The organism is Arthrobacter sp. TmtSoilC51 (genome assembly GCF_055388015.1).
This window is the reverse complement of sequence record NZ_AP035877.1, coordinates 1,738,093-1,762,075: the sequence shown is the minus strand read 5'-3', so window position 1 is coordinate 1,762,075 and position 23,983 is coordinate 1,738,093. Positions and strand designations below refer to the sequence as shown.

Below are 23,983 nucleotides of genomic sequence, written 5' to 3'. Positions count from 1 at the left end.
CTGCTTGACCACTTCCTCCCCGCGCGTAACGTGGAATTTGTGGAGTGGCTGGCCTGGTTTGACGCGCAGGACTGGTTTGACGCGCAAGACTACGAATTTGCGCGGCAAGTATTGCAACGCGGCACCGCTGTGCTTTATCTGGTTGCCTTTCTCTCCACCATGAACCAGTTTCCCGCCCTCCTTGGCGAGCACGGCCTGCTTCCCGTCCCCTCGTTCCTTGAGATGGCCCGCCGCTTGGCACGGCCCACCCTCTTCCAGTGGCGATACTCGGATGCCCTGCTGCGCGCAGTTTGTTGGGTAGGAATCGCTGTGTCCGCGATGCTGGTAGTCGGCCTACCGCAGCTGGGACCACCGTGGCTTCCGATGCTGGCGTTCCTGGCTCTCTGGTTCCTCTACATGTCGATCGTGAATGTGGGCCAGACGTTCTATGGCTTTGGCTGGGAGATCCTGCTCCTGGAGGCTGGCTTCACGGTAGCCTTCCTTGGATCGGACCAGGTTCCACCGCCCACCACCATCCTGATCCTGATTGTTTGGCTGGTGTTCCGGCTTGAGTTCGGCGCGGGAATGATCAAAATCAGGGGCGGCCGTGAGTGGCGGGACCTTACCGCCATGTTCTACCACCACGAGACGCAGCCGATGCCCGGACCGCTAAGCAGGCAGGCCCACCTCCTCCCCCGCCCGTTACACAAGGTGGAAGTGGTGGGAAACCACTTTGCCCAGTTGGTGGTTCCGTTCTTCCTGTTCGCGCCGCAGCCGCTGGCCAGTATCGCGGCAGGAATAATCATCGTGACGCAGCTTTGGTTGGTGGGCAGCGGCAATTTTGCGTGGCTGAATTGGATGGCAATCGTTCTCGCCTTCGCTGCCGTGAGTGATCCAGTGGCTCATGCGGTTCTTCCCGCTATCCCGCTTGAGTGGCACCCGGGAGCCCAAACGCCGGTGTGGTGGCTCGGCGTCGTACTTGCCGTGACGGTACTGCTGGTGGTCCTCAGCTACCGGCCGCTCCTGAACCTCTTCTCGCGCCAGCAGCTCATGAACGCGAGCTTCAACCGGTGGCGCCTGGTGAATGCCTATGGCGCGTTCGGCACGGTAACGAAGCAGCGGATCGAGATCGTCGTCGAAGGCACTATGACGGAAGAGCCGGACGCTCCCGACGAACACTGGCTGGAGTACGGATTCAAAGGCAAACCCGGGGATGTCCGTCGCCTCCCGCGGCAGTGGGCGCCGTACCACCTCAGGCTTGATTGGCTCATGTGGTTCCTGCCCCTGCGGACAGTCCATGAGGGTTGGTTCTACGCCTTCCTGGAGAGGCTGTTGGAGGCGGACAAGCCCACGCTTGGGCTGCTTCGCCATGACCCGTTCGACGGCGAACGCCCGCGTTGGGTGCGTGCGCGCAGCTATCTTTACCGTTTCGCCAGCCGTGCGGAGTTCCGCGAGACTGGTGAGCGTTGGGTGCGGGTGCTGCTGTATGACGCCATTCCGCCGGTCTCACTTACACCTCGACGGCGGCGGCTCCTCTAGCACTGCCTGACTTGGCCGCGGACGCGGGCTTGGCCGCGGACGAGGGCTTGGCCGCGGACGAGGGCTTGGCAGTGGACGCGGGCTTGGCAGTGGACGGGGGCCGTGGTGGCGCCGTGGACTCACGGACTACAAGATGCGTTGCCAGTTCCACCCTGCGGGAGTCGATGTCCTCGCCACGGACCTGGCGCAGGATGAACCGCAGGGCCGAGCGACCCATCTCCTGCAGTGGCTGCGAAACAGACGTCAGCGGCGGAACGGATTCCTCCGCCTGGTGCGTGCCGTCGAAACCGACGAGGCTCATGTCCTCCGGAATGCGGATGTTCTGCCGTCGGGCTTCTGCGAGAACTCCCAGCGCGATGCTGTCGCTTCCAGCGAATATTGCCGTGGGCGGATCCTCAAGGGCCAGCAGCGCCTTCATGGCCTTCACACCATTCTCGGGCCGGAAGGCGCCCGAGGACACATAGTCCTCGTCCACTGCGATGCCCTCCGCCATGAGTGCGGCCATATAGCCGTGCAAGCGTGCTTGGCTGCACTCGGCGGTGGCAGGGCCGCCGATGTAGGCAATCTTGCGGTGTCCCAACTCGAGCAGGTGGGTCGCAGCGGCCTTGCCCCCGGCCCAGTTGCTGGCCCCGACGCTGAAGACGTCTGCCGGTGGCGGATTAAGGGGGTCCACCACCACGATGGGGATCCGGCGGCGTTGGAAGGCTTCCAACTGTGCGGACCCAAAGGCGGAAGTGACCACGATCATTCCGCTGCGGCCTTCGTCGGTGATGCGTTGGGCCCGCTCTTCGGGGCCCAACGGTGACGCTGTTTGCCTGCTGGTCACAGAGAGGATGACTTCCATGTCCGAGACCGCCGCGTGCTCCATGACACCGTTGAGGACCTCCACGGAGTAGGCCGAGTTCAGGGAGTCGAAGACCACCTCAACCGCCTGCTGGGGTGGCGGACTTTTGCGCTGGAGGGGCGACTTGTATCCGGTCCGCTGCAGGGCAGCCAGTACCCGTGCACGCGTTTCCTCCGCCACGTCCTCCCTGCCGTTCACCACCTTGGAAACCGTAGGTGCCGAAACACCCACCTCTTTGGCCACCGCAGCCAGAGTGAGCTTGAGCGGACGTTGCTCGCGTTCCATGAATCCCCCTGCTTTCGAAAATATTTCGTTCCAATGCGAGTATGCGTGATGCCGGTTGAAAGCTCAAGAAGGCTGTAAGTCCGGCGCTGCCAAAGCCGGAAGAAGTCTTGACGTGTGATGAATTGCACTTTAGTTTAGACCGTGACCTAAACAGCATCTCCGAAATATTTCGATATTTTTCGGGAAATGGTCACTCCTTTGGGAGATGGGCACCGCAACGTGCCCAACGAGGCGACTACACATGGAGAAGCAATGAAGCAGTTCCAATCATCACGGCGTTCTTTTCTGGCTCTCGCGGCAGTTACGCCATTCGCAGTCATGGCAACCAGTGCATGCGGTACGTCCGGACCGGGCAGCGCGAGCGGAGGAGGCGCCAGCATGTGGTTCCTCTCCGGTGAGCCGAACCAGACCACCATCCAGAAGGCCGTCGATGCATTCGGTTCCTCGAATCCGGACAACAAGATCGCTGTGACGTACTTCCAGAACGATGCGTACAAGACGAAGATCAAGACCGCGATCGGCGCCGGCCAGGCACCCACCATTGTCTACGGCTGGGGTGGCGGTACGTTGAAGACCTACGCCGAGGCCAACCAGGTGGAGGACCTGACCAGCTGGTTCGAGGCCAACCCGGACCTGAAAAACAAGTTCTTCCCCGCTTCCTTCGGTGCAGCCACCGTCAACGGCAAGATCTACGCCCTCCCCAACCAGTACGTGGCCCCCGTTGTCCTGTTCTACAACAAAGAGCTCTTTGAGAAGGCAGGGGTGCAGCCGCCCAAGACCTGGGACGACGTCATGTCGCTGGTAAAGACCTTCAACGACATGGGCGTAGCGCCGTTCTCCTTGGGCGGTCAATCCCGCTGGACCTCGATGATGTGGCTCGAATACCTCCTGGACCGCATCGGAGGCGCCGAGGTGTTCAAGGCGATCTTCGAAGGCAAGCCCAATGCCTGGATGGATCCGGCTGTGATTGAAACGGGCACCAAGATCCAGGAACTGGTGTCGGCCGATGGCTTCATCAAGGGCTTCTCCTCCATCACGGCAGATTCGAAAGCGGATCAGGCGCTGTTGTTCACGGGGAAAGCAGCAATGTTGCTTCAAGGTTCCTGGACGTACGGACCCATGAAGAAGGAAGGCCAGAACTTCGTCCAGAACGGAAAACTGGGCTTCGTCACCTTCCCGACGGTCCCGGGAGGCAAGGGAGATCCGAAGAATGGCGTAGGCAACCCCGCCCAGTACATGTCCATTTCGGCCAAGGCCACGGACAAGGAAAAGGAAACGGCTAAGAAGTTCTTCAAGGACGGCATCATGACCGAAACGGTCATCGACGCCTACATCAACTCCGGTTCGGTCCCGATCGTCAACGGAATTGAAGACAAGCTCGCAACGTCCCCGGACAAGGACTTCCTGAACTTCGTCTACGACCTTGCCAAGAACGCCCCGAACTTCCAGCAGTCATGGGATCAAGCCCTGAGCCCCACCGCCGCCGAGGCCCTGCTCAACAACATCGACCAACTCTTCCTCAAGTCGATCACGCCACAGCAGTTCGCCCAGAACATGAACGCCACCCTGGGCAAATGAGCTCAACAACCGCTCATAGGGCTGCTACGGGATCGCGGAAAATCGAGCAAGCCGGGCAGCAAAAATCTGCACTTGCGTTGCTGACGCTGCCTGCTGTGATCTTTTTCGTGGTTTTCGCGCTTGCGCCGCTGGTAGGTGTACTGGTCCTGAGCTTCGCCAACTGGGACGGCATCGGCGCCATCGGGGCAGCTGGACTGGAGAACTGGTCCTCGGTACTCACCGACCCCGGACTGTACAACGCCCTGGGCCTGACCTTCCTGATCATGATTGTCTCCTGGCTGGTTCAGACCCCCATCAGCCTTCTCCTGGGAGTCTTCACTGCCGGCACGCAGCGCTACAGGGCTGCATTGGCCGTGTTGTACTTCTTGCCGCTTCTTCTCTCCTCGGCTGCAGTTGCCATCGCTTATAAAGCACTGCTGGACCCTAACTTTGGACTGGCCATGGGACTGGGCTTGCCCTTCCTGGCCCAGGACTGGCTGGGCGTCCCTCAGTTGGCATTGGGCCTGGTCATCTTTGTGATCGCTTGGCAGTTCGTGCCGTTCCACACACTCATCTACCAAGGTGGTGTCCGGCAGATCCCCAAATCCCTGTACGAGGCAGCACAGATCGATGGTGCGGGAATCCTTAAGCAGTTCTTCCACATCACGCTTCCGCAGTTGAAATACACCATCATCACCTCGTCCACCCTGATGGTTGTCGGATCGCTGACGTACTTCGACCTCATCTTCGTCCTCACCGGCGGCGGACCGGGCAACTCCACCCGCATCCTGGCGCTCGACATGTACTTGCGCGGCTTCCGGGCCAACCTGATGGGCCCTGCAAGTGTCATTGCCGTCATCCTCGTCGTCGTAGGCCTTGTCCTTGCCTTGTTCCTCCAGCGCCTTGGAGGCAAGGACAAGCAGGGCAGCCAATTGGAAGGTTTGTAAGGTGAGTACTGTCCTTCAAAGCGATTCGAAAACCGCTCCAGCCACTCCCCCGGCCCACTCCACCAAAGCCAAGCAAAGCCTCGGTTCACGGGTCCGGCGGCTGAACATACCCGGAGGCCTTGGCGGTTGGATGTGGCTGGCCATCATCATTGTGCCGATCTACTACATCGTCATCACCAGCCTGAAGACGTCTGAGGGGTACTTCGGGCAGAACCCGTTGGCTCTTCCGGCGACTCCCACCTTGGAGAACTACCAACTGGTTCTCGAGGCCAATTTCAGCACGTACTTCATGAACAGTGTCATCGTCACGCTCGGCTCCGTGATCCCCACGGTGCTGATCTCCTTCATGGCCGCCTTCGCGATCGTTCGTGGACGCGGCCGGTACCTGAAGTTTGTCAACGGTATGTTCCTGATGGGCTTGGCGATTCCGCTCCAGGCAACCATCATTCCGATCTACCTGATGATCATCCGGCTGAATCTGTATGACAGCCTGCTTGCCATCATGCTTCCATCCGTGGCGTTTGCCATTCCATTGACGGTGCTGATCCTGTCCAATTTCATCCGCGATGTGCCGAACGAATTGTTCGAGTCGATGCGGCTGGATGGCTGCAGTGACTGGCAAACGATGTGGCGGTTGGCGCTGCCTTTGACCCGCCCGGCGATAGTGACCGTGGCAATTTACAACGGCCTGCATGTCTGGAACGGATTCCTGCTGCCGCTGGTACTTACCCAAAGCCCCGGACTCCGTGTTCTCCCCTTGGGACTGTGGACTTTCCAAGGCGAGTTCAGCGTCAATATTCCTGCCGTGCTTGCCTCCGTCGTCCTGAGCACCCTGCCAATCCTGGTGATTTACGTCCTTGGACGCCGTCAGCTGGTTAGTGGCCTTACCGCAGGCTTCAGCAAGTAGCAGCTGCCAACCCAGGACAAGAAAGGACTTGTTGTGACTGAACCAAAACCCTTGCGTGTAGGCATGGTGGGCTACGCCTTCATGGGTGCCGCCCACTCCCACGCGTGGCGGACCGCTCCGCGGTTCTTCGATCTTCCGCTCGCCCCGGAACTGGCTGCCGTGGCCGGCCGCAACGAAGAAGGCGTCCGTGCTGCGGCCCGTAAGTACGGTTGGGATTCCGTGGAAACGGACTGGCGCCGCCTGATTGAGCGCGATGACATTGACCTCATCGATATCTGCACGCCCGGAAACACGCACGCCGAGATCGCCATCGCCGCCCTCGAAGCGGGCAAGCACGTCCTCTGCGAAAAGCCACTGGCCAACTCAGTGGAAGAGGCGGAGAAAATGACAGCGGTTGCCCGGGCGGCAGCCGGGCGCGGCGTGCTGTCCATGTGCGGCTTCAGCTACCGCCGCACTCCCGCTTTGGCCCTGGCAAAGCGGATGGTGGAGGAAGGGCGCCTGGGCGACATCCGTCACGTCAGGGCGCAATACCTGCAGGACTGGCTCAGTGACGCGGATGCGCCGCTCACGTGGCGCCTGGATAAGTCCAAGTCCGGTTCCGGTTCACTGGGCGATATCGGCGCCCACAGTATCGACGCCGCGCAGTGGATCACGGGCTCCACCATCACCGGAGTCTCGGCATTGATGGAAACGTTCGTGAAAGAACGGCCTGTGGGTGGAGATTACGTGGGCCTCGGCGGCCGCGGCGGTTCGGACGCTCCCAAGGGTCCGGTCACCGTGGACGACGCCGCGCTGTTCACCGCGCGATTTGGCGCAAGGCACGACGGCGGTGCTGCCGCCGGACCAATCGGCATTTTCGAAGCCACTCGTTTTGCCTTGGGCCGCAAGAATGCCATGCGGCTGGAGCTGAACGGGACCAAGGGCTCACTCGCTTTTGACTTCGAGGACATGAACTCGCTTCACGTCTACGATTCAGCCCTGGAACCAGACGCAGGATTCCGCAAGATCATTGTCACCGAACCGTCCCATCCGTACACAGGCAATTGGTGGCCCACAGGGCACGGCCTTGGTTACGAACATGGATTCACCCACCAGGTTGTGGACCTGGTGAATGCCATCGGCGCTGGGGAGCAGCCCTCGCCGTCGTTCGCTGATGCCTTGCAGGTTCAGAGGGTGCTGGCCGCCGTTGAGGCTAGCGCGGGCAACGCGAGCCGCTGGCAGAACGTCTGAGAGGACCCATCATGACCCGACCCATCACCCTTTTTACCGGCCAGTGGGCCGACCTGCCGTTTGAGGAAGTAGCGCGCCTTGCTGGCGAGTGGGGCTTCGACGGCCTGGAGATTGCCTGCTGGGGCGATCACCTGGACCCGCAGCTCATCGTCGAAGACGACTCATATCTTCAAGGCAGGCTGGACATCCTGGAGAAGCACCACCTCTCGGTCCACGCGATCGCCAACCACCTCACCGGGCAAGCAGTGTGCGATGACCCCATCGATGAGCGCCACCGGGACATCCTGGCGCCCGATGTGTGGGGCGACGGCGATCCCGAGGGCGTCCGTCAGCGGGCCGCCGACGCCATGAAGACCACAGCCCGTGCCGCGGCAAGGCTGGGGGTCAAGACCGTTACGGGTTTCACGGGCTCGTCCATCTGGAAATGCGTCGCTATGTTCCCGCCGGCTTCCGAAGCCATGATCGAGCGCGGCTACCAGGACTTCGCAGACCGTTGGAATCCCATTCTGGATGTCTTTGACGAGGTGGGTGTCCGTTTTGCATTGGAAGTCCATCCTTCCGAGATCGCCTACGACTACTGGACTGCCAAACGCACACTGGAAGCAATCGGGCACAGGGAGAGCTTTGGATTGAACTTTGACCCCTCCCACTTCATCTGGCAGGACCTTGACCCTGTGATGTTCCTCCAGGACTTCGCGGACAAGATCTTCCACGTGCATGTGAAGGAATCCGTACGTCACCTCGACGGACGCAACGGCCGCCTTGGATCCCACCTGCCGTGGGCGGATCCCCGCCGCGGCTGGGACTTCGTCACTGCAGGCCATGGCGACGTGAACTGGGAACCCATTTTCCGGATGCTCAATTCGATCGGGTATGAGGGACCCACCAGCATCGAATGGGAGGACGCCGGAATGGACCGGCTGATCGGCGCTCCACAAGCGCTGGCCATGGTCAGGGATCTTGCCACCATCCGCCCGCCCGCTTCCGCCTTTGACGCGGCTTTCGCCTCCCGCTGAACCGACTTTCGAACACCAACAGACTCACCCGGACGCTTACGTATTACGAAGGAAGACATGACAAGCAAGAACAAGACCGCACTGGTGGTTCGAGGTGGTTGGGACGGACACCAGCCGGTGGAAGCCACGGAACTCTTCATCCCCTATCTCAAGGACAACGGCTACGAGGTCCGGGTGGAGGAATCCCCCAAAATCTACGCTGACGCGGAGTACATGGCCGGAGTGGACCTGATCGTGCAGTGCATGACGATGTCCACCATCGAGAAGGACGAATTCGAGGGGCTCCGCACCGCCGTCGAAAATGGCACCGGACTTGCCGGTTGGCATGGCGGCATCGCCGATTCCTACCGCAACACCTCGGACTACCTTCACTTGATCGGGGGCCAGTTCGCCTGCCACCCCGGCAAGCACCAGGACGAACGGACCGGTGAACAGTCAGACAACTATGTGCCTTACACCGTGAACATGCTTCCGGCTGCAGCAGAGCATCCCATTACCCAGGGAATCGGCGATTTCGACCTCGTCACCGAGCAGTATTGGGTCCTGGCCGATGACTACATCGACGTCCTGGCCACCACCACCCAGAAGGTACGCGAATGGGACCCGTGGAACCGTGAGGTCACCTCGCCTGCTATATGGACCAGGCAGTGGGGCAAGGGAAGAATCTTCGTCTCCACTCCCGGCCACCGCGTGGAAATCCTCCAGGACTCCAACGTCCGCACCATCATCGAAAGGGGCATGCTGTGGGCATCCCGGTAGAACCAGCCAAACCGCTGAATGTAGGAATCATTGGCTGCGGCGCCATCATCGCCCAGTACCTTGCGAACTTCCGCCGACTGGACGCCATCAACCTGGTAGCCGTCGCGGACCTTGATCCCGCCCGTGCCGAAGCAGTTGCTGAATCCTACGACGGCGTCCGTGCGTTGTCCGTGGATGGGTTGCTGGCGGCGGACGACGTCGAACTTGTTCTCAACCTGACCATCCCGGCCGCGCATGCGGACATCGCGCTCAAGGCAATCGCGGCGGGCAAGGCCGTTTATGGCGAGAAGCCGTTGGCGGCAACCACGGCCGAGGCCCGGCAAGTACTCGAGGCAGCCAACGCGGCCGGAGTGATGGTCGGCTGTGCCCCGGATACTGTCCTCGGCACCGGTATCCAAACCGCCCGGAAAGCGATCGACGACGGCCTGATTGGCGCTCCTGTTTCGGCGACCGCAACCATGGCTACGCCCGGGCACGAGCGCTGGCATCCGAACCCCGACTTCTACTACCAGCCCGGCGGGGGTCCGCTGCTGGACATGGGCCCTTACTACGTGTCCGCTCTGGTCACGTTGCTCGGCCCCGTAGTGTCGGTGGTGGGCGCAGCCAGCCATACGCGCAGCGAACGAACCATCGGTTCCGGTCCCCGCAAGGGGCAAAAAGTGACGGTGGAAATCGATTCCCACGTCACAGGTGTGTTGGTGCACGCATCCGGCGCCTTGTCCACGCTGTTCATGAGCTTCGACGCCGTCAAGACCAAGAGCCCCAACATCGAAGTCCATGGGGAGAAGGGGTCGCTTGTTGTTCCGGATCCCAACCACTTCGACGGCGACGTGCAGTTGTTCGAGCTGGGAGCCGAGGAGTGGAAAACGCTGCCTGTATCCGCCGGTTACGTTGATGCCGGCCGCGGCTTCGGCATCGCTGACTTGTCGGCCACTCCGGCCGGACAAGAGCCCCGCGCGGGAGGCCAACTGGCTTTCCACGCCCTTGAGGTCATGGAGTCTGTGCTGGAATCCGCCAAGAACGGGAGCGCTGTAGTCATCAAGAGCACCGTCAAGCGCCCAGGGATGGTGGAGCTAACGGAACTCTCGACGCCGGTACGCGCCGCACCGGTACGCGCCTAGGGCTCCAGCCGCCCGTCGAATTGGCAGTTAATACCAATGTTCCCGAAGAACATTGGTTGTGGAGTCTCATGACTTAATGGACACTTCTGTCTCAGGACATCGTGGACAGTGTGTCTCGGGACATCGTGGGCACTTGTGCGGGTTTTGCTCGTTCCATGAGCGAACTCAAACCCGATATGAAGGTCCGGTATCTTGTCGCCTCGTGGCCTGAGGAGAGTCCTCGAGGTGCCGTGGCAGCCTTCTGCCGCGAGCACAACGTCTCACGGTCTTGGTTCTATAAGGTCAGGGCCGCTGCGGTGTCGGGTGGGCCGGCACAAGCGATGGCTATGCGTTCGACCAAGCCACGTACCAGCCCTAACGCTACTCCCGCAGGGGTCACCGCGTTGGCTTTGCATGTGAGGGAAGCGTTGGAGGCCCAAGGCCATGACCATGGGCCTTTGAGCGTTCAGGCAAGGATGCGCCGGGACGGTGTGGAACCGCCGTCCCGGGCAACGCTTGCCCGGCTCTTTACCAAGGCCGGCATGGTGGTTCCGGAGCCGCGGAAGAAGCCTCGAAGCGCTTACCGCCGGTTCGTATATCCCGCACCGAACTGTTGCTGGCAGATCGACGCCACGGAATGGCAGCTGGAAAACGGGCGGAAGGTTGTGATTTTCCAGCTCATTGATGATCATTCACGCTTGGCCTTGGCGTCACTGGTTGCGGCCGGAGAAACGAGCGAAGCGGCCCTGCGGGTGGTCAAACATGCCATCAGTAAACACGGGGTTCCCCGGAAGTTTCTCTCCGACAACGGCATGGCCCTGAACCCCACACGCAGGGGACGAAGCGGGGCATTGGTGGACTACCTGAGATCTCTCGGAGTCGAACCGATCACGGGCAAGCCCTACAAGCCCACCACCCAGGGCAAGAACGAACGATTCCACCGCACACTGCACCGGTTTCTGCACAAGCAAAAACCGGCTTCAACGATCAAGGATCTTCAAGCCCAGGTCGACACCTTCGACCACTACTACAACACCGAGCGTGAACATCAGGCACTGCCGGCCCGAATGACTCCCCAACAGGCTTGGGAAGCCACCGAGAAAGTGCCCGCCCCCTCGGTCCCCGTGATCTCTGAGATCAAAACCCAGATCCGGCGAACCGTACGAAGAACCGTCAGCCGCCTGGGCGTCGTCACGGTCGTGGGCACGCACTTCCAAGTAGGCAGAGACCGCGCCGGAGAAACAATCCACATCCTCTACGACGCACAACGCATCATGTTCTTCGACGGGCACGGAACCGAAATCATTTCCCATCCGCGCCCGCCAAGAGGAACCAAATACATAGGCAACAACAAACCCCGCGGCTTCATGGCGAACCAAGTGTCCACGACGTCATGAGACATACAGTGTCCACGAAGTCCTGAGACTCGAAGTGTCCTCAATGTCCTGAGACATGACACCGAAGAACATTGGTATTAACTGTCATCTCGCGTGCCGGGCCCGGCGCAGAGTTGCCTCGGCATGCTTGAGGATGGGGCCGTCGATCATCTTGCCCTTGAACTGGAAGACACCTGTCCCGGCTGCAGACGCTGCGTCGAGAAGCTCCGCGGCCTCAGTCACGGCTTCAGGCGATGGCGCGTAGGCCTCGCGTACTGTTGTCACCTGGCTCGGGTGGATGCAGGCCTTGGCACCGAAACCGCTGGCCACGGCGTCCAAGGACTCCGCCGCCAGGCCCTGGAGATCGGGGATGTTCACATAGACGGAGTCGATGGCTTCCTTGCCCGCGGCCTTGGCGGCAAGCAGCACAGCGGACCGCGAGTGCAGGGCCACAGCGCGGTAGCCGCCGTCGTCGTTCCTGCTGGAGAGACCGCCCAAGGAGGCCAACAGGTCCTCCGCGCCCCACATCAAGGCAACGACGTTGGGTTCCGCTGCGATGGCTGAAGCATTGACGACGCCGGCGGCTGTTTCGCAGAGCGCAATCACGCGGTAGCCCTCAAGCGCCCTGAGCTGCTCGGCACTCTCCGCTTTGGCGAGCATGACAGTGCGGTAGGGAGAGTGCGCCAGGCTGTGGAGATCCTTCTCGAATTCGGCCGAGCCCACAGGATTAACGCGGATAATCGTCCGGCTGGGGTCAAGCTCAGCGGCGTCCCCATCGGATCCGAGCTGCCCGAGGATCGCGCCCCGGGCACGCTGTTTGTCCCCCGGAGCAACGGCATCCTCGAGGTCAAGGATCACGGCGTCCGAGCGCTCCGCTGCCTTGCCGAAACGTTCCGGCCGGTCAGCTGGGCAAAACAGGAGTGCCGGCCCCATAGTGAACGGCGCAACCGCTCCGTGGAGGGGCGAGTCGGGAGAAGGCATAACGGTTCCTTGCTGCTGGAATACTGACAATGCGGGAAACGGCCTAGGACTGCGCGGTGTGCGCTTCCTCGGTCCACATCAGGCAGGTACGGGTGGCAAGTGCCACCACCACTCCGTCCTGGTTCCTGCCGGTATGTTGCATGGTCACCACGCCCTGGCCGGGACGCGAGGACGACAACCGTTTACCGGTGATCACCGTTTCCGTGTACAGGGTATCCCCGTGATAGAGCGGGTGCGGAAAGGTGACATCCGTCAGCCCCAGCTGGGCGATAATGGTGCCCTGCGTCAGCTGGGTCACCGACTGCCCCACCATCGTGGACAGTGTGAACATAGAGTTCATCAGCCGCTGCCCGAACGGCTGCGCCGAGCTCCAGGCTGCGTCCAGATGCAGCGCCTGGGAGTTCATGGTCAAGGTGGTGAACAGGACATTGTCCGTCTCCGTCACGGTTCGTCCGGGCCTGTGCGCGTAGATCACGCCCTCTTCAAGCTCATCGAAGTACAGTCCGCGCTGCTCAACAACCCGCGTCATACGGTGAGTTCCTGGTCCTCTTCGAAAAGTTCAGCACCGGTGGCTGCCACCACATCGTCCAAGGTGACGTTGGGGGCCAGCTCGCGAAGGACCAGCCGCGGCTCCCCTTCGTCCTTGACGACGTCGATCACGGCAAGGTCGGTGATGATCCGGTCCACGCAGCCCTTGCCCGTCAGGGGCAGGGTGCAGTCCTTGACGATCTTGGGCCTGCCGTTGCGGTCCACGTGCTCCATCATGACGATGACCTTCTTGGCACCGAACACAAGGTCCATGGCGCCGCCCATGCCCTTGACCATCTTCCCGGGAATCATCCAGTTGGCAAGATCGCCGTTGGCCGCCACTTCCATGGCCCCCAGGACCGCCACATCCACGTGGCCGCCACGGATCATGCCAAAGGACGAGGCCGAATCGAAGAATGCGGCCCCTGGTTTGGTAGTGACAGTTTCCTTGCCTGCGTTGATGAGGTCCGGGTCAACCTGGTCCTCGGCAGGGTACGGGCCTACACCCAGAATGCCGTTCTCGGAGTGGAGGATCACTTCCACCCCCGCGGGAATGTAGTTGGGGATCAGCGTGGGCATCCCGATCCCCAGGTTCACGTACTGGCCGTTGGTGAGTTCATGGGCTACCCGTGCGGCAAGTTCGTTGCGGCTCCAGCCTTTGGCCTCGTGATGTTCGACGTCGGCACGGCGATACTCGTGCCGCACGGCTTCGGGGCGGGGCGGGACGTCCTGATACGTGTTGTCGTTCACTGTGATGCTCCTGCCTGCCCGGTTGCTTGGCTGGTGGCCAGAGCCACCGTCCGTTTCTCAATCCGTTTCTCCGTGGAGGGGGCCACCACCACCCGCTGGACGAAAATGCCCGGAGTGTGGATGTGCTCGGGGTCGAGCTCGCCGGTTTCCACAAGCTCTTCGACTTCGGCGATGGTCGTCTTGGCGGCCATGGCACAGAGCGGGTTGAAGTTCATGGCTGCTGCATGGAAAACGAGGTTTCCGTGGCGGTCGCCCTTCCACGCATGGACCAAGCCGAAGTCCGGAGTCAGCGACTCTTCCAGCACGTAGTCGGCGTCATTGAAGGTGCGCACCTCCTTAGGCGCGGAGGCAATCGCAACGTTCCCTTCGGCGTCGTACTTTTGCGGCAAGCCGCCCTCGGACACTTGGGTTCCCACGCCTGCCTTGGTGTAAAAGGCGGGAATGCCTGCACCGCCGGCCCGCAGTTTCTCGGCCAGGGTGCCTTGCGGGGTCAGGACAACTTCCAACTCCCCCGCAAGATACTGCCGGGCGAATTCCTTGTTCTCTCCCACGTACGAGCTGATGGTACGGCGGATACGTCCGTCCCTGAGGAGGATGCCTAGGCCCCAGTCGTCCACCCCGCAGTTGTTGCTGACGGTTTCGAGGTCCGTGGTGCCTTGGCTGTGGAGTGCGTCGATGAGTGAGACGGGGATACCGCATAAGCCAAAACCGCCAACGGCGAGCGAGGCGCCGTCCGGGATGTCCTTCACCGCTTCCGCGGCGCTGGCAACAACCTTGTCAATCATCCTTGATCCTTCCCGTACGGTTACAGACCCAGCTCGCGGGCGATGAGCATCAACTGGACCTCGGTGGTGCCCTCCCCGACTTCAAGGATCTTGGAATCGCGGTAATGGCGCGCCACCGTGAACTCGTTGATGAAGCCATAGCCACCGAACACCTGGGTGGCGTCCCGCGCGTTGTCCATGGCTGCCTCGCCTGCGACCATCTTAGCGATGGCGGCTTCAGTCTTGAACGGCTTGCCGGCCAGCATCCTTGCCGCCGCGTCGTAGTAAGCCAAACGAGCCGTGTGGGCCCTGGCCTGCATCCTGGCGATCTTGAATTGGATGGCCTGGTACTTGCCAATGTTCTGCCCAAAGGCGCTGCGTTCCTTGGCGTATTTCACCGAAAGGTCCACGCAGCCCTGCGCCGCGCCGGTACCCAAGGCCGCAATGGCGATGCGGCCCTCATCCAGGATGGACAGGAAGTTGGCATATCCCCGGCCCCGCTGGCCCAGGAGGTTCGCCTCAGGAACGTGGACGTTGTCCAAAGTCAGTGGATGTGTATCCGAGGCGTTCCAGCCCACCTTGTTGTAGGCCTTCTCGGCCCTGAAGCCCGGCGTTTCGGTGGGCACCAGGATAGTTGAGATTTCTTTCTTGGTGCTGCCGTCCGCGTTTTCCGTCTTGCCGGTGACGGCGGTGACCGTGACCAACGTGGTGATGTCCGTGCCGGAGTTCGTAATGAACTCCTTGTTGCCGTTGATGACCCATTCGCCGTTCTCCACGTGGGCGTGGGTCTTGGTGCCGCCGGCATCGGAACCGGCTTCCCGCTCAGTCAAACCGAATCCTGCCAAGGATCGTCCGGATGCCAATTCCGGGAGCCAGCGCTCCTTCTGTTCCTGCGTGCCGAAACGGTACACGGGCATGGCGCCGAGGGACACGCCGGCCTCCAGCGTGATAGCTACGGACTGGTCCACCCGGCCCAGCTGTTCCAAAGCCAGCGCCAAGGCGAAATAATCCCCGCCCATTCCACCAAACTCCTCCGGAAACGGCAGACCGAACAGCCCCATCTCCCCCATTTGCTTGATCACTTCATAGGGGAAGCTGTGTTCTTCGTCGTGCTTGGCGGACACAGGAGCCACCACTTCGTCCGCGAATTCGCGGACGGAATCGCTGAGGTCCTGGTACTCCTCGTTGAGGTCAAAAGTGCTCATGGCTGGACTTCCTTGTTTGTGTTTGCGGGCTTGTTTGTGTCTGCGGCGGTTTCTGCGGATCCTTCAAGAGGATCGGCTACGTGAATAGTGGCGAGCACCTGGTCCGCTTTGACCAGGTCGCCGGGTTTGCTGGTGAGGTGGACGGTTCCGGAAACCGATGCCACCAATTGGTGCTCCATTTTCATGGCCTCGACGGCCAGGAGTGCCTGCCCCTCTTTGACCACGTCTCCGTTGGCCACTGCCACGGACACCACAGTCCCCGGCATCGGCGATCGCACTTCCGGGTCTGCGGCGCCTTCTTCACGCTGGATCCCGGCAAGCATCCGCCGGAGACGTTCGGCACGGTCCAGGACTTGCAGGCGGCAGGCCCAGCCATCGTTGCCAACGTAGATCTCGCGGGCCGCACTGACCCCCTCGGGCGCTGCGCCTACCGCATAGGTGACCGAACCGCCGTCGATCTCCAGGACGATGCCGTCCCCAGTGCGCTCCACGACTGTGACTTTGGCGGCGCGTCCCGCTTCGGGGCCGTGGTCGATGACTGCCGTGAAAATGCCCGAGTCCTCAGTCAACGCAACTGTGGCGGTGCCGCCCCCAGGCAGTCCGAAGCTGGCTGTCCAAGCGGCGCGCCGGCCGATGCGCCACGAGTCCGGCGAACTCCAGGCGCTACCGGCGAGGGTAGAAGCACCCAACGTCGCCTTCTTTTCGAGCCACAGCGTCAATGCGGCAGCAATCAATTCGTTGGCGCCCGCGTGCCTGAACTCCATGGACGGCAGCTTTCGTTCGATCAACCCCGTGTCCAAGTGACCGGCACGGACGTCGGGATCATTGATCAGCAGCCGCAAATACTCCACATTCGTGTCGACGCCAAGCAGGGTGTACCGGCCCAACGCAGCGTCCAGGGTGTCCAGGGCACCGGTTCGGTCTTCGCCCCAGGCAACGACCTTGGCCAGCATGGGATCGTAGTCGCCCGTGATCAGAAGGTTGTCGCGCATGGCCGAGTCGATCCGGACATTGGCGTGGGCGCGCTGCTCTCCGAGCACCTTGGGATCCGCCGTGCCATTCTCGGCAAGCCCCACCACGCGTCCCATGGAGGGCATGAAGTTCCGTTCGGGCACCTCGGCGTAGACCCTCGCCTCCACGGCGTGGCCCTTAAGTACGACGTCGGACTGCGCCACGGTGAGCACCTCACCGGCGGCGATCCTCACCTGCCATTCAACGAGGTCCACCCCGGTGACCATCTCTGTGACGGGATGCTCCACCTGGAGCCTGGTGTTCATTTCCATGAAGAAGAACTCGCCCGGGTTTTCATCGGACACCAGGAATTCCACGGTTCCGGCACCGCTGTATTTGACCGAGCGCGCGGCGTTGCAGGCAGCCTCGCCGATCCGCGCCCGTTCATCGGCGCCGTCCACCAGCGATCCGAAGAGTGCCGAGGGGGCTTCTTCGATGACTTTCTGGTGACGCCGTTGGAGGGAGCATTCGCGCTCGCCAAGGTGGATGACGTTTCCGTGGTTGTCCGCGAGGACTTGGACTTCGATGTGGCGGGGAGCCTTGATGAGCCGTTCCAGGAACAGGGTGTCATCCCCAAAGGCCGAGGCTGCTACGCGACGTGCAGTCTGCAGGGCGGCGGCCATATCTTCGGGCCGCTCCACGATGTGCATCCCCTTGCCGCCACCACCCGCTGAGGGCTTGATGAGCAAAGGAAACCCGATTCCGGGCGCAGCATCGATCAGTTCCTGGTCCGTGAGTCCGGGTAGCGCAATGCCGGGCACGCAGGGGACGTCGTAAGCCATGACGTGATTCTTGGAGCGGATCTTGTCGCCCATAACCTCGATCGCGTCAACAGCAGGACCGATGAACGTGATACCTGCGGCGTCCAGGGCTTTCGCGAACTCCACATTCTCGGAGAGGAAGCCGTAACCGGGGTGGACTGCCTGCGCACCGCTGCGGCGGCAGGCATCGATGATGGCATCGATTTTCAAGTAGCTCTCCGACGGCGCCGTCCCGCCGATAGCTACTGCAGTATCGGCGAGCGCGACGTGCTTGGCGTGCTTGTCTGCGTCCGAGTAGACGGCGACGGAGCGGATGCCCATGTCCTTCAGGGTTCGGATCACGCGGCAAGCGATCTCGCCTCGATTGGCGACGAGAACGGCGTTGAACGGTCGGGACGCCGGGTTGGCGTTAGGTGCTGTTGGCAGGGTCATGCTCACATCCTGAAGAGACCGAAGGAGGTCTCGGGCAGTTGTTGGCGGGACACGACATCCAGGGCCATTCCCAGGACGCGGCGAGTGTCTGCGGGATCGATGATGCCGTCATCCCACAGCCTTGCGGTGGAGTAGTACGGGCTGCCTTGGTCCTCATACTGCTGCTTGATGGGGGCTTTGAAGGCTTCCTCGTCCTCAGCGGACCATTCCTGGCCGGCGGACTCGTACTGATCCCTCTTGACCGTGGCGAGGACGCTGGAGGCCTGGTTTCCGCCCATCACCGAGATCCGCGCCGCCGGCCACATCCACAGGAAACGCGGCGAGTAGGCCCGCCCGCACATGGAGTAGTTTCCGGCGCCGAAGGAACCACCGATAACGACGGTCAGCTTGGGCACCCTGGCTGTTGCGACTGCGGTGACCATCTTGGCGCCGTTCTTGGCGATGCCGCCTTGCTCGTAGTCCTTGCCCACCATGAACCCGGAGAGGTTCTGCAGGAAGATCAGGGGGATCCCGCGCTGATCGCAGAGTTCGATGAAATGGGCGCCCTTGAGTGAGGACTCACTGAACAGGACGCCGTTGTTGGCCACGATACCAACGGGATGGCCGTGCAGGTGCGCGAACCCGGTCACCAGGGTGGTGCCGTAGTTCTTCTTGAACTCATGGAACTCGGAGCCGTCCACGAGCCGTGCGATCACTTCGCGGACATCGTATTGGGCGTTGACGTCCGTGGGAACCACGCCGTAGATCTCTGAAGGATCGACGACGGGCGGCAGGACGACGTCGGACACGTCCCAGGCCGGCTGGGCCGGCTTGGGTAACGTCGCCACGATGTCCCGGACGATCTCCAGCGCATGCTGGTCGTTTTCGGCCAGATGGTCAGTGACTCCGGAAATTCTTGAATGCACCTCACCGCCGCCCAACTCCTCAGCGGTCACAATCTCGCCAATGGCTGCCTTCACCAGGGGCGGCCCACCGAGGAAAATGGTGCCCTGGTTGCGGACGATCACAGTCTCGTCGCTCATGGCCGGCACATATGCCCCGCCGGCCGTGCAGGAGCCCATGACGGAGGCGATCTGCGGGATTTTGGCCGCGGACATTCTGGCCTGGTTATAGAAGATCCGGCCGAAGTGTTCCTTGTCCGGGAAGACCTCGTCCTGCTTGGGCAGGAATGCTCCCCCGGAATCCACCAGGTAGATACACGGAAGCTTGTTTTCCAGGGCGATTTCCTGGGCCCTGAGGTGCTTCTTGACGGTCATGGGGTAATACGTGCCGCCCTTGACCGTGGCGTCATTGGAAATCACCAGCACGTGGCGTCCATGGACCAGGCCGATCCCCGCGATGACCCCGGCGCCCGGCGAATCGTCGTCGTACATTCCGTTGGCGGCCAAAGGCGCAATCTCCAGGAAGGGACTGCCCTCATCCAGGAGGTAGTCGATTCGCTCCCGGGGCAACAACTTTCCACGGGCGACGTGCCGCTCCCTGGATTTCACGGGTCCCCCGAGAGCTGCTGTGGCTAGGCGTTCCTTCAATTCCCCTACGAGCGCCAACTGTGCTTCCTGGTTGGCTTCAAAGGTGCCGCTATCGGTTCCTGCCAAGCTGGCAATTGTCTCCATTGACCGCTGTTCCATTCCCGGCCCCAGGCCATTTCGGTTAGTGCCACGTAACTGAAATTTAGGTTAGTCTTTATTAACTGTGATGTCCAGCACAGTGGGACTGCATCAAGGAGGAGAACGTGACCGGAGGCCCGGAAACAGGCACTGTCCGCAGCCCAGCCGCAGCAACCCAACGCGGCCAAGCCAAGGAGCTCCGCAGGGTGGCATTGCTTTCAGCGGCAGCGGGACTCTTTGCAGAGAATGGCTTCAACCGGGTGTCGCTTGAGGACCTTGGGGCGGCGGCAGGGGTTAGCGGGCCCGCTGTGTACCGGCACTTCCCCGGCAAGCAAGCTGTTCTCGGCGAGCTCCTCCTCAGCGTCAGCCGCGATCTGCTCGACGGCGGCCTCCGGGTGGTCTCGGAAGCGGACAATCCCACGGACGCCCTGAAAGGCTTGATCCGGTTCCAAGTGGACTTTGCCCTGAGCAACCCGGACGTCATCCGCGTCCAGGACCGGGACTTCGGGAGCCTCACCAGTACCGACCAAGCGGAAGTCAGGTCCCTGCAGCGCGCCTACGTGGAAACGTGGGTGGACGTCCTCGGACGCATCCACTCCGGCGCGGATGTCGCCGGCCTCCGTGTCCGGGCACATGCTGCCTTCGGCCTCATCAACTCCACGCCCCACTCCGTTCGCCATCACGGACGGAAGATCGCGGCGAAGTCTGCCAGGCCCATTCTGGAACAGATGGCCTTGGCTGCCCTGACAGCAGCCTGATTGTTTACTCTTTTCGGGAGATTGAGGGGCCGCCTTCCAGGTGCCTCTTAAAATGATGCTCCTATTGCTGTCAATGGTCGTTGAGCCAGCTTTCGTAGCGTTTGTGGAAGTTGTCGTCGCGGGTGAGTCCGCGTTCGAGACGGGATAGTGCGGTAGGCCAGACGCGGAGGTCATCAGCGGCGGCCTGGAGGGTGATGTTCTTGGCTTTCCGCAGGGCCCGGAGCTGCCCGGCGAAGGGTGCTGGGTGGGGGTGCATGATCTGGTCATAGATTTCCCGTGCAACGTAGCGTTTGAGGCAGCGCATGATTTCCTTGGTGGTTTTGCCTTCTTGTCGGCGCCTGGCCACGTAGGTTTTGGTCCGGCTATCACTCATCATCCGTACGAGCACTACGCGATGGATGGCTTTATTGGCTTGCCGGTCTCCGCCACGGCTAAGTCGATGCCGGGTGGTTTTCCCTGAGGCGGCCGGGATGGGGGCAACGCCGACCAGGGCTGCGAACCTTGCCTCCGAGGTGACCCTTTCGGAGTTGTCGCCTACGGTTACCAGCAACTGACTTGCAACGTCAGTGCCAACACCCTGAATGTCCCTGAGCGTAGGGGCGTGCATGGTGAGGATTGCGTCGAGTTCAGTATCGATCAGGGCCACTTCCGTGTTCAGGTGCCGGTAGCGGACAGCCAAGCGCTTGAGAACGATGGCGGTGGCGTTTGGAGGCTCGGCAGGGTCACCGATCGGTCGGCTTTTCTCCAGTGCGCTCATCATTGCAACGCGGCTTAAGCCGCGGTACTTCGCCCGGATGGGCTCAGGAGCAGAGACCAGGATGCTCTTGATCTGAGCCATGACCGCGACCCTTGCCCGCATGGCAGAGTTTCGTTCAGCGCGCAGAACACGTAGTGATTCCACAGCCCCGTCCCTGGCTTTTGGCGTCGCAACCCTGCTGCCGGCAAGTGCAGCTTCCGCAGCCTGATAGGCATCCAACGGATCAGACTTGCCCCGTAGCCGGCGTTCTTGCCGGTTTGGACGCATCACTTCCAGGACCCAGAAGTGCTCCCGACTCAGGACGCGTGCGAGCTCCGCTCCGTAACTGCCTGTGCCCTCCACGCCGATGGACGAGACCGGGCCAAATCCGGTGATGAACTCCACGATCTGCCGGTAGCCGGAACCGACGGCAAGGAACTCCTTGTCCCCTAGATGCCGCCCTGTTTCACTGATGACGGCGACGTGGTGGGTATCGGCATGCGTGTCGATCCCAGCGATGACTTTCGGATGTTGTTTTGCCATGATGAAACTGCCCTGACCTTCTGTTGCGTGCAATGGAACATGAAGGGCACGCCGGCCGGGTGGTCAGACAAGACAGTAATGGGATTCTTTGAGCAGGCTCCTATGAGGTCATGTCCACCTGGCCGCCGCGCTTATTACAGCCTGCGTCACGGCGGACAGATCATTTTGAAGACAAACCACAAGGGCGTCAGTCGGAGGCAGAGTCACACCGCAACACAAGCCAATTCCATCATTACTGTCGGACCCCGATGAAATGATTTTGATCATGGAAGATATGGAGCAGCTGACAGCACTTCGGACGGAACCGTCCCCTGTTGTCGCTGCCCTGACCGCGGCCCGGTCACAGCGCTTTTTGAGCATGCCGGACCTGGTCAAGGCCGGGTTCAAGGATTCGACGGCGTCCATCACCGCGATCGGCCATTTCCAAGGCGGGCTGGGCAACAGAGCCGGGCTGGGCAACGACGCTGCGCTGCTCAACGGCAAGGCCAGTTTCGCCCCGGCTTCAGGGCCCGCGGGCGCCATAGCCACGGGTAGCGGGTCAACAGGCGCCAGAGCCACGGACACCGGACGGGACCTGGCAGCTCTTTTTGAGGACGGCGCGGCTCTTCTGGACCCGTTGCGGTTGTCCGCAGCGGCCGATGCGGCGCGGCTGTTTGGGTTTATTGAGGCCGCTGACTTTGCCGGCAGGATCGAGGAGATCTCCCGGTCGTTGGAGTACTTGCAGGTTGTCGCGGCGCAGGCAGTGGGAAGGACCCGGAAGGAAGCACAGCATGCGTCGCCGGGGGCGCCGGCTGGCCCGCCGGAGTGGCGGACCGGTTGGACTGAACCGGCCACGGGTGCGACGGTCGCGGGAACGGACAGCGTCCTGGATGACGGGTACCGGAATGCTGCTGAGTTCCTTCGGGCCAGGTTGCGGATCAGCATCGGGGAAGCCCGGCGCAGGCTCGCCCTCGCACCCGACGTCCTTCCGCAGGCCGGAATGGCCGGGCAGGAGATCCCGGCACGGCGCGAAGTGCTGGCCGAAGCCCTCTCCTCAGCCCTGGTGCCTTCCCGCTCCGCGACGATCATCAGCACCGCACTGGAAAAAGTCCGGCAGCTCACCGATGACGACACCATCACCCGGATGGAACACGCCCTCAGCGCCACGGCCATTGAATCCGATCCGGACTTCGTCACCAAAATGGCCAAACGCTGGGTCGATTCGATCGACCAAGACGGTCCCGAACCATCCGAAGAACTCCTCCGCCAACTCCAAGGCGCGTTCCTCCGCCGCCGACGCCGCCACGGGCTCCACCACATCGAAATCTTCGCCACCGCAGAACAATACGAAACCCTGGCCACCGCCATGAACACCGCCACCAACCCACGACTCTCCGGCCACTACGGCGAGCCCGGCACGGCACCTGACGGCAGCACCAGCCGAGACGATGGCACCGGAACGGCACTCCACCCCGGACCAGAACACGGCTCAGGCGGACCGGATCTGGACCGTCGCACCCGGGCCCAGAAACTCCTCAACGGCCTCATCGGAGCCTGTGCCCTCGCGATGACCACCGGGAAACTGCCCTCCAACGGCGGACTCCGACCCCAACTCACCGTCACCATCGACGAACGCGACCTCTTCGAACGACTCAACGACCACCAACGACTCAACAACCACCAACGACTCAGCACAGGCACAGCAACGTTCCTGGGTCCGGTGCACCCGAACACCATCCGCAAGATCGCCTGCGACGCCGACATCATCCCGGTCCTGCTCGGCAGCGAATCCCGGGTCCTGGACATCGGCCGCACCACCCGGATCTTCCCACCCCACATCCGCAAAGCCATCACCGCCCGGGACCAAGGCTGCGCCTTCCCCGACTGCACCATGCCAGCACCCTGGTGCGAAGCCCACCACATCACCTACTGGGCCCACGGCGGCACCACCTCCACCGACAACGGCACCCCGCTCTGCAGCCACCACCACCTCATCCACAAAGAAAACTGGCGCATCGACATCACAACAGGGGTTCCCTGGTTCATCCCCCCACCCCACATCGACCCCAAACAAACACCCCGCCGCAACCACCACCACACACCCCAGGGAACATAAGCCTGCCCGACAACGATGCCGGCTCCGGCCAAGGCGGTGCCCCGGTATGCGGAAGGGTGCCGGATGCGATGCCAGTTGCCTGATTTCCCCTGCCTGCGACCTGCCACCTTCACAGGCAACCCTTATGTTCTTGGGCCGTTCCAGTATTCCTAGGACTCACAGGGCCAGTTTCAGGGGCTGTGCGGGGCGGCAGTGAAGCCTAGGCTGAAGCTCGAACCCATGCTGAATCCATAAAGCAACAGGGTTGGTACCAGCCACTATCGAGGAGCGCAC

The 23,983-nt window shown here is 61.9% G+C and carries 20 protein-coding genes; 11 read left to right on the top strand and 9 right to left on the bottom strand.

Features of this window, described 5'->3' with window-relative positions; all coding sequences use genetic code 11:
* Nucleotides 1–30: 30 nt before the first annotated feature.
* The gene (locus ACZ5G6_RS08015; protein WP_498690635.1) at nucleotides 31–1,518 is read left to right on the top strand and encodes a lipase maturation factor family protein; all 1,488 of its coding nucleotides are present in this window, start codon (nucleotides 31–33) and stop codon (nucleotides 1,516–1,518) included.
* Here ACZ5G6_RS08015 and ACZ5G6_RS08010 read toward each other — a convergent pair.
* Nucleotides 1,490–2,647: a LacI family DNA-binding transcriptional regulator gene (locus ACZ5G6_RS08010; RefSeq protein WP_498690633.1), complete on the bottom strand. Its 1,158-nt coding sequence runs from the start codon at nucleotides 2,645–2,647 to the stop codon at nucleotides 1,490–1,492. The genes ACZ5G6_RS08015 and ACZ5G6_RS08010 overlap by 29 nt on opposite strands.
* A gap of 252 nt (nucleotides 2,648–2,899) precedes the next feature.
* Here ACZ5G6_RS08010 and ACZ5G6_RS08005 point away from each other — a divergent pair, with 252 nt between their 5' ends.
* The 8 genes from ACZ5G6_RS08005 (at nucleotide 2,900) to ACZ5G6_RS07970 (ending at nucleotide 11,560) form a co-directional block, all read left to right on the top strand.
* The gene (locus tag ACZ5G6_RS08005) at nucleotides 2,900–4,225 is read left to right on the top strand and encodes an extracellular solute-binding protein (protein WP_223936530.1); all 1,326 of its coding nucleotides are present in this window, start codon (nucleotides 2,900–2,902) and stop codon (nucleotides 4,223–4,225) included.
* Nucleotides 4,222–5,151: a carbohydrate ABC transporter permease gene (locus ACZ5G6_RS08000; protein WP_498690631.1), complete on the top strand. Its 930-nt coding sequence runs from the start codon at nucleotides 4,222–4,224 to the stop codon at nucleotides 5,149–5,151. Before ACZ5G6_RS08005 ends, ACZ5G6_RS08000 begins: the two co-directional genes overlap by 4 nt.
* 1 nt (nucleotide 5,152) lies before the next feature.
* Nucleotides 5,153–6,058, top strand: coding sequence for a carbohydrate ABC transporter permease (locus tag ACZ5G6_RS07995; protein ID WP_223936528.1), 906 nt, complete (start codon nucleotides 5,153–5,155; stop codon nucleotides 6,056–6,058).
* A 33-nt stretch (nucleotides 6,059–6,091) separates the two neighbouring features.
* Nucleotides 6,092–7,288, top strand: coding sequence for a Gfo/Idh/MocA family protein (locus ACZ5G6_RS07990; protein ID WP_223936527.1), 1,197 nt, complete (start codon nucleotides 6,092–6,094; stop codon nucleotides 7,286–7,288).
* Nucleotides 7,289–7,299: 11 nt separating this feature from the next.
* Nucleotides 7,300–8,304 carry a sugar phosphate isomerase/epimerase family protein gene (locus ACZ5G6_RS07985; RefSeq protein ID WP_223936526.1) on the top strand — a complete coding sequence of 335 codons (1,005 nt, stop codon included), beginning with the start codon at nucleotides 7,300–7,302 and terminating at the stop codon, nucleotides 8,302–8,304.
* A 57-nt stretch (nucleotides 8,305–8,361) separates the two neighbouring features.
* A complete protein-coding gene (locus tag ACZ5G6_RS07980) occupies nucleotides 8,362–9,063 on the top strand; it encodes a ThuA domain-containing protein (protein ID WP_223936525.1) in 702 nt (233 codons plus the stop codon).
* Entirely contained in the window at nucleotides 9,048–10,184 is a 1,137-nt protein-coding gene (locus tag ACZ5G6_RS07975) for a Gfo/Idh/MocA family protein (RefSeq protein ID WP_498690628.1), read from the top strand. Before ACZ5G6_RS07980 ends, ACZ5G6_RS07975 begins: the two co-directional genes overlap by 16 nt.
* 155 nt (nucleotides 10,185–10,339) lie before the next feature.
* Nucleotides 10,340–11,560, top strand: a complete 1,221-nt coding sequence (locus tag ACZ5G6_RS07970) for an integrase core domain-containing protein (protein WP_223933130.1) — start codon at nucleotides 10,340–10,342, stop codon at nucleotides 11,558–11,560.
* A gap of 84 nt (nucleotides 11,561–11,644) precedes the next feature.
* Here the strand turns inward: ACZ5G6_RS07970 and ACZ5G6_RS07965 are convergent, their stop codons facing one another.
* Genes ACZ5G6_RS07965 through ACZ5G6_RS07935 form a run of 7 tightly spaced genes read right to left on the bottom strand, consistent with a single transcriptional unit; the run spans nucleotide 11,645 to nucleotide 19,584 of the window.
* On the bottom strand, nucleotides 11,645–12,520 hold the full coding sequence (locus ACZ5G6_RS07965; protein WP_498690626.1) for an HpcH/HpaI aldolase/citrate lyase family protein: 876 nt from the start codon (nucleotides 12,518–12,520) through the stop codon (nucleotides 11,645–11,647).
* 43 nt (nucleotides 12,521–12,563) lie between these two features.
* Nucleotides 12,564–13,049: a MaoC family dehydratase gene (locus tag ACZ5G6_RS07960; RefSeq protein ID WP_223936522.1), complete on the bottom strand. Its 486-nt coding sequence runs from the start codon at nucleotides 13,047–13,049 to the stop codon at nucleotides 12,564–12,566.
* The gene (locus tag ACZ5G6_RS07955) at nucleotides 13,046–13,798 is read right to left on the bottom strand and encodes a CoA transferase subunit B (protein ID WP_498690624.1); all 753 of its coding nucleotides are present in this window, start codon (nucleotides 13,796–13,798) and stop codon (nucleotides 13,046–13,048) included. Before ACZ5G6_RS07955 ends, ACZ5G6_RS07960 begins: the two co-directional genes overlap by 4 nt.
* The gene (locus ACZ5G6_RS07950; protein ID WP_498690621.1) at nucleotides 13,795–14,583 is read right to left on the bottom strand and encodes a CoA transferase subunit A; all 789 of its coding nucleotides are present in this window, start codon (nucleotides 14,581–14,583) and stop codon (nucleotides 13,795–13,797) included. The genes ACZ5G6_RS07955 and ACZ5G6_RS07950 overlap by 4 nt, the downstream gene beginning before the upstream one ends.
* A 20-nt stretch (nucleotides 14,584–14,603) precedes the next feature.
* Nucleotides 14,604–15,767, bottom strand: a complete 1,164-nt coding sequence (locus tag ACZ5G6_RS07945) for an acyl-CoA dehydrogenase family protein (protein WP_223936519.1) — start codon at nucleotides 15,765–15,767, stop codon at nucleotides 14,604–14,606.
* A complete protein-coding gene (locus ACZ5G6_RS07940) occupies nucleotides 15,764–17,971 on the bottom strand; it encodes an acetyl/propionyl/methylcrotonyl-CoA carboxylase subunit alpha (RefSeq protein ID WP_498690619.1) in 2,208 nt (735 codons plus the stop codon). Before ACZ5G6_RS07940 ends, ACZ5G6_RS07945 begins: the two co-directional genes overlap by 4 nt.
* Nucleotides 17,972–17,973: 2 nt before the next feature.
* Nucleotides 17,974–19,584: a carboxyl transferase domain-containing protein gene (locus tag ACZ5G6_RS07935; RefSeq protein ID WP_498690618.1), complete on the bottom strand. Its 1,611-nt coding sequence runs from the start codon at nucleotides 19,582–19,584 to the stop codon at nucleotides 17,974–17,976.
* A gap of 119 nt (nucleotides 19,585–19,703) precedes the next feature.
* On the opposite strand from ACZ5G6_RS07935, the gene ACZ5G6_RS07930 reads away from it, so the two are divergent.
* A complete protein-coding gene (locus tag ACZ5G6_RS07930) occupies nucleotides 19,704–20,336 on the top strand; it encodes an SACE_7040 family transcriptional regulator (protein WP_498690617.1) in 633 nt (210 codons plus the stop codon).
* A 70-nt stretch (nucleotides 20,337–20,406) separates the two neighbouring features.
* Here the strand turns inward: ACZ5G6_RS07930 and ACZ5G6_RS07925 are convergent, their stop codons facing one another.
* Nucleotides 20,407–21,615, bottom strand: a complete 1,209-nt coding sequence (locus ACZ5G6_RS07925; RefSeq protein ID WP_498685934.1) for an IS110 family RNA-guided transposase — start codon at nucleotides 21,613–21,615, stop codon at nucleotides 20,407–20,409.
* 265 nt (nucleotides 21,616–21,880) lie between these two features.
* Here ACZ5G6_RS07925 and ACZ5G6_RS07920 point away from each other — a divergent pair, with 265 nt between their 5' ends.
* A complete protein-coding gene (locus tag ACZ5G6_RS07920) occupies nucleotides 21,881–23,710 on the top strand; it encodes an HNH endonuclease signature motif containing protein (RefSeq protein WP_498690615.1) in 1,830 nt (609 codons plus the stop codon).
* The last annotated feature ends 273 nt before the right edge of the window (nucleotides 23,711–23,983 follow it).

Coding starts and splice junctions, on each gene's coding strand:
- ACZ5G6_RS08010 (WP_498690633.1), bottom strand. CDS start 2,647: ATGGAACGCGAGCAACGTCCGCTCAAGCTCACTCTGGCTGCGGTGGCC.
- ACZ5G6_RS08005 (WP_223936530.1), top strand. CDS start 2,900: ATGAAGCAGTTCCAATCATCACGGCGTTCTTTTCTGGCTCTCGCGGCA.
- ACZ5G6_RS08000 (WP_498690631.1), top strand. CDS start 4,222: ATGAGCTCAACAACCGCTCATAGGGCTGCTACGGGATCGCGGAAAATC.
- ACZ5G6_RS07985 (WP_223936526.1), top strand. CDS start 7,300: ATGACCCGACCCATCACCCTTTTTACCGGCCAGTGGGCCGACCTGCCG.
- ACZ5G6_RS07980 (WP_223936525.1), top strand. CDS start 8,362: ATGACAAGCAAGAACAAGACCGCACTGGTGGTTCGAGGTGGTTGGGAC.
- ACZ5G6_RS07970 (WP_223933130.1), top strand. CDS start 10,340: ATGAGCGAACTCAAACCCGATATGAAGGTCCGGTATCTTGTCGCCTCG.
- ACZ5G6_RS07965 (WP_498690626.1), bottom strand. CDS start 12,520: ATGCCTTCTCCCGACTCGCCCCTCCACGGAGCGGTTGCGCCGTTCACT.
- ACZ5G6_RS07960 (WP_223936522.1), bottom strand. CDS start 13,049: ATGACGCGGGTTGTTGAGCAGCGCGGACTGTACTTCGATGAGCTTGAA.
- ACZ5G6_RS07950 (WP_498690621.1), bottom strand. CDS start 14,583: ATGATTGACAAGGTTGTTGCCAGCGCCGCGGAAGCGGTGAAGGACATC.
- ACZ5G6_RS07945 (WP_223936519.1), bottom strand. CDS start 15,767: ATGAGCACTTTTGACCTCAACGAGGAGTACCAGGACCTCAGCGATTCC.
- ACZ5G6_RS07940 (WP_498690619.1), bottom strand. CDS start 17,971: ATGACCCTGCCAACAGCACCTAACGCCAACCCGGCGTCCCGACCGTTC.
- ACZ5G6_RS07935 (WP_498690618.1), bottom strand. CDS start 19,584: ATGGAGACAATTGCCAGCTTGGCAGGAACCGATAGCGGCACCTTTGAA.
- ACZ5G6_RS07925 (WP_498685934.1), bottom strand. CDS start 21,615: ATGGCAAAACAACATCCGAAAGTCATCGCTGGGATCGACACGCATGCC.
- ACZ5G6_RS07920 (WP_498690615.1), top strand. CDS start 21,881: ATGGAAGATATGGAGCAGCTGACAGCACTTCGGACGGAACCGTCCCCT.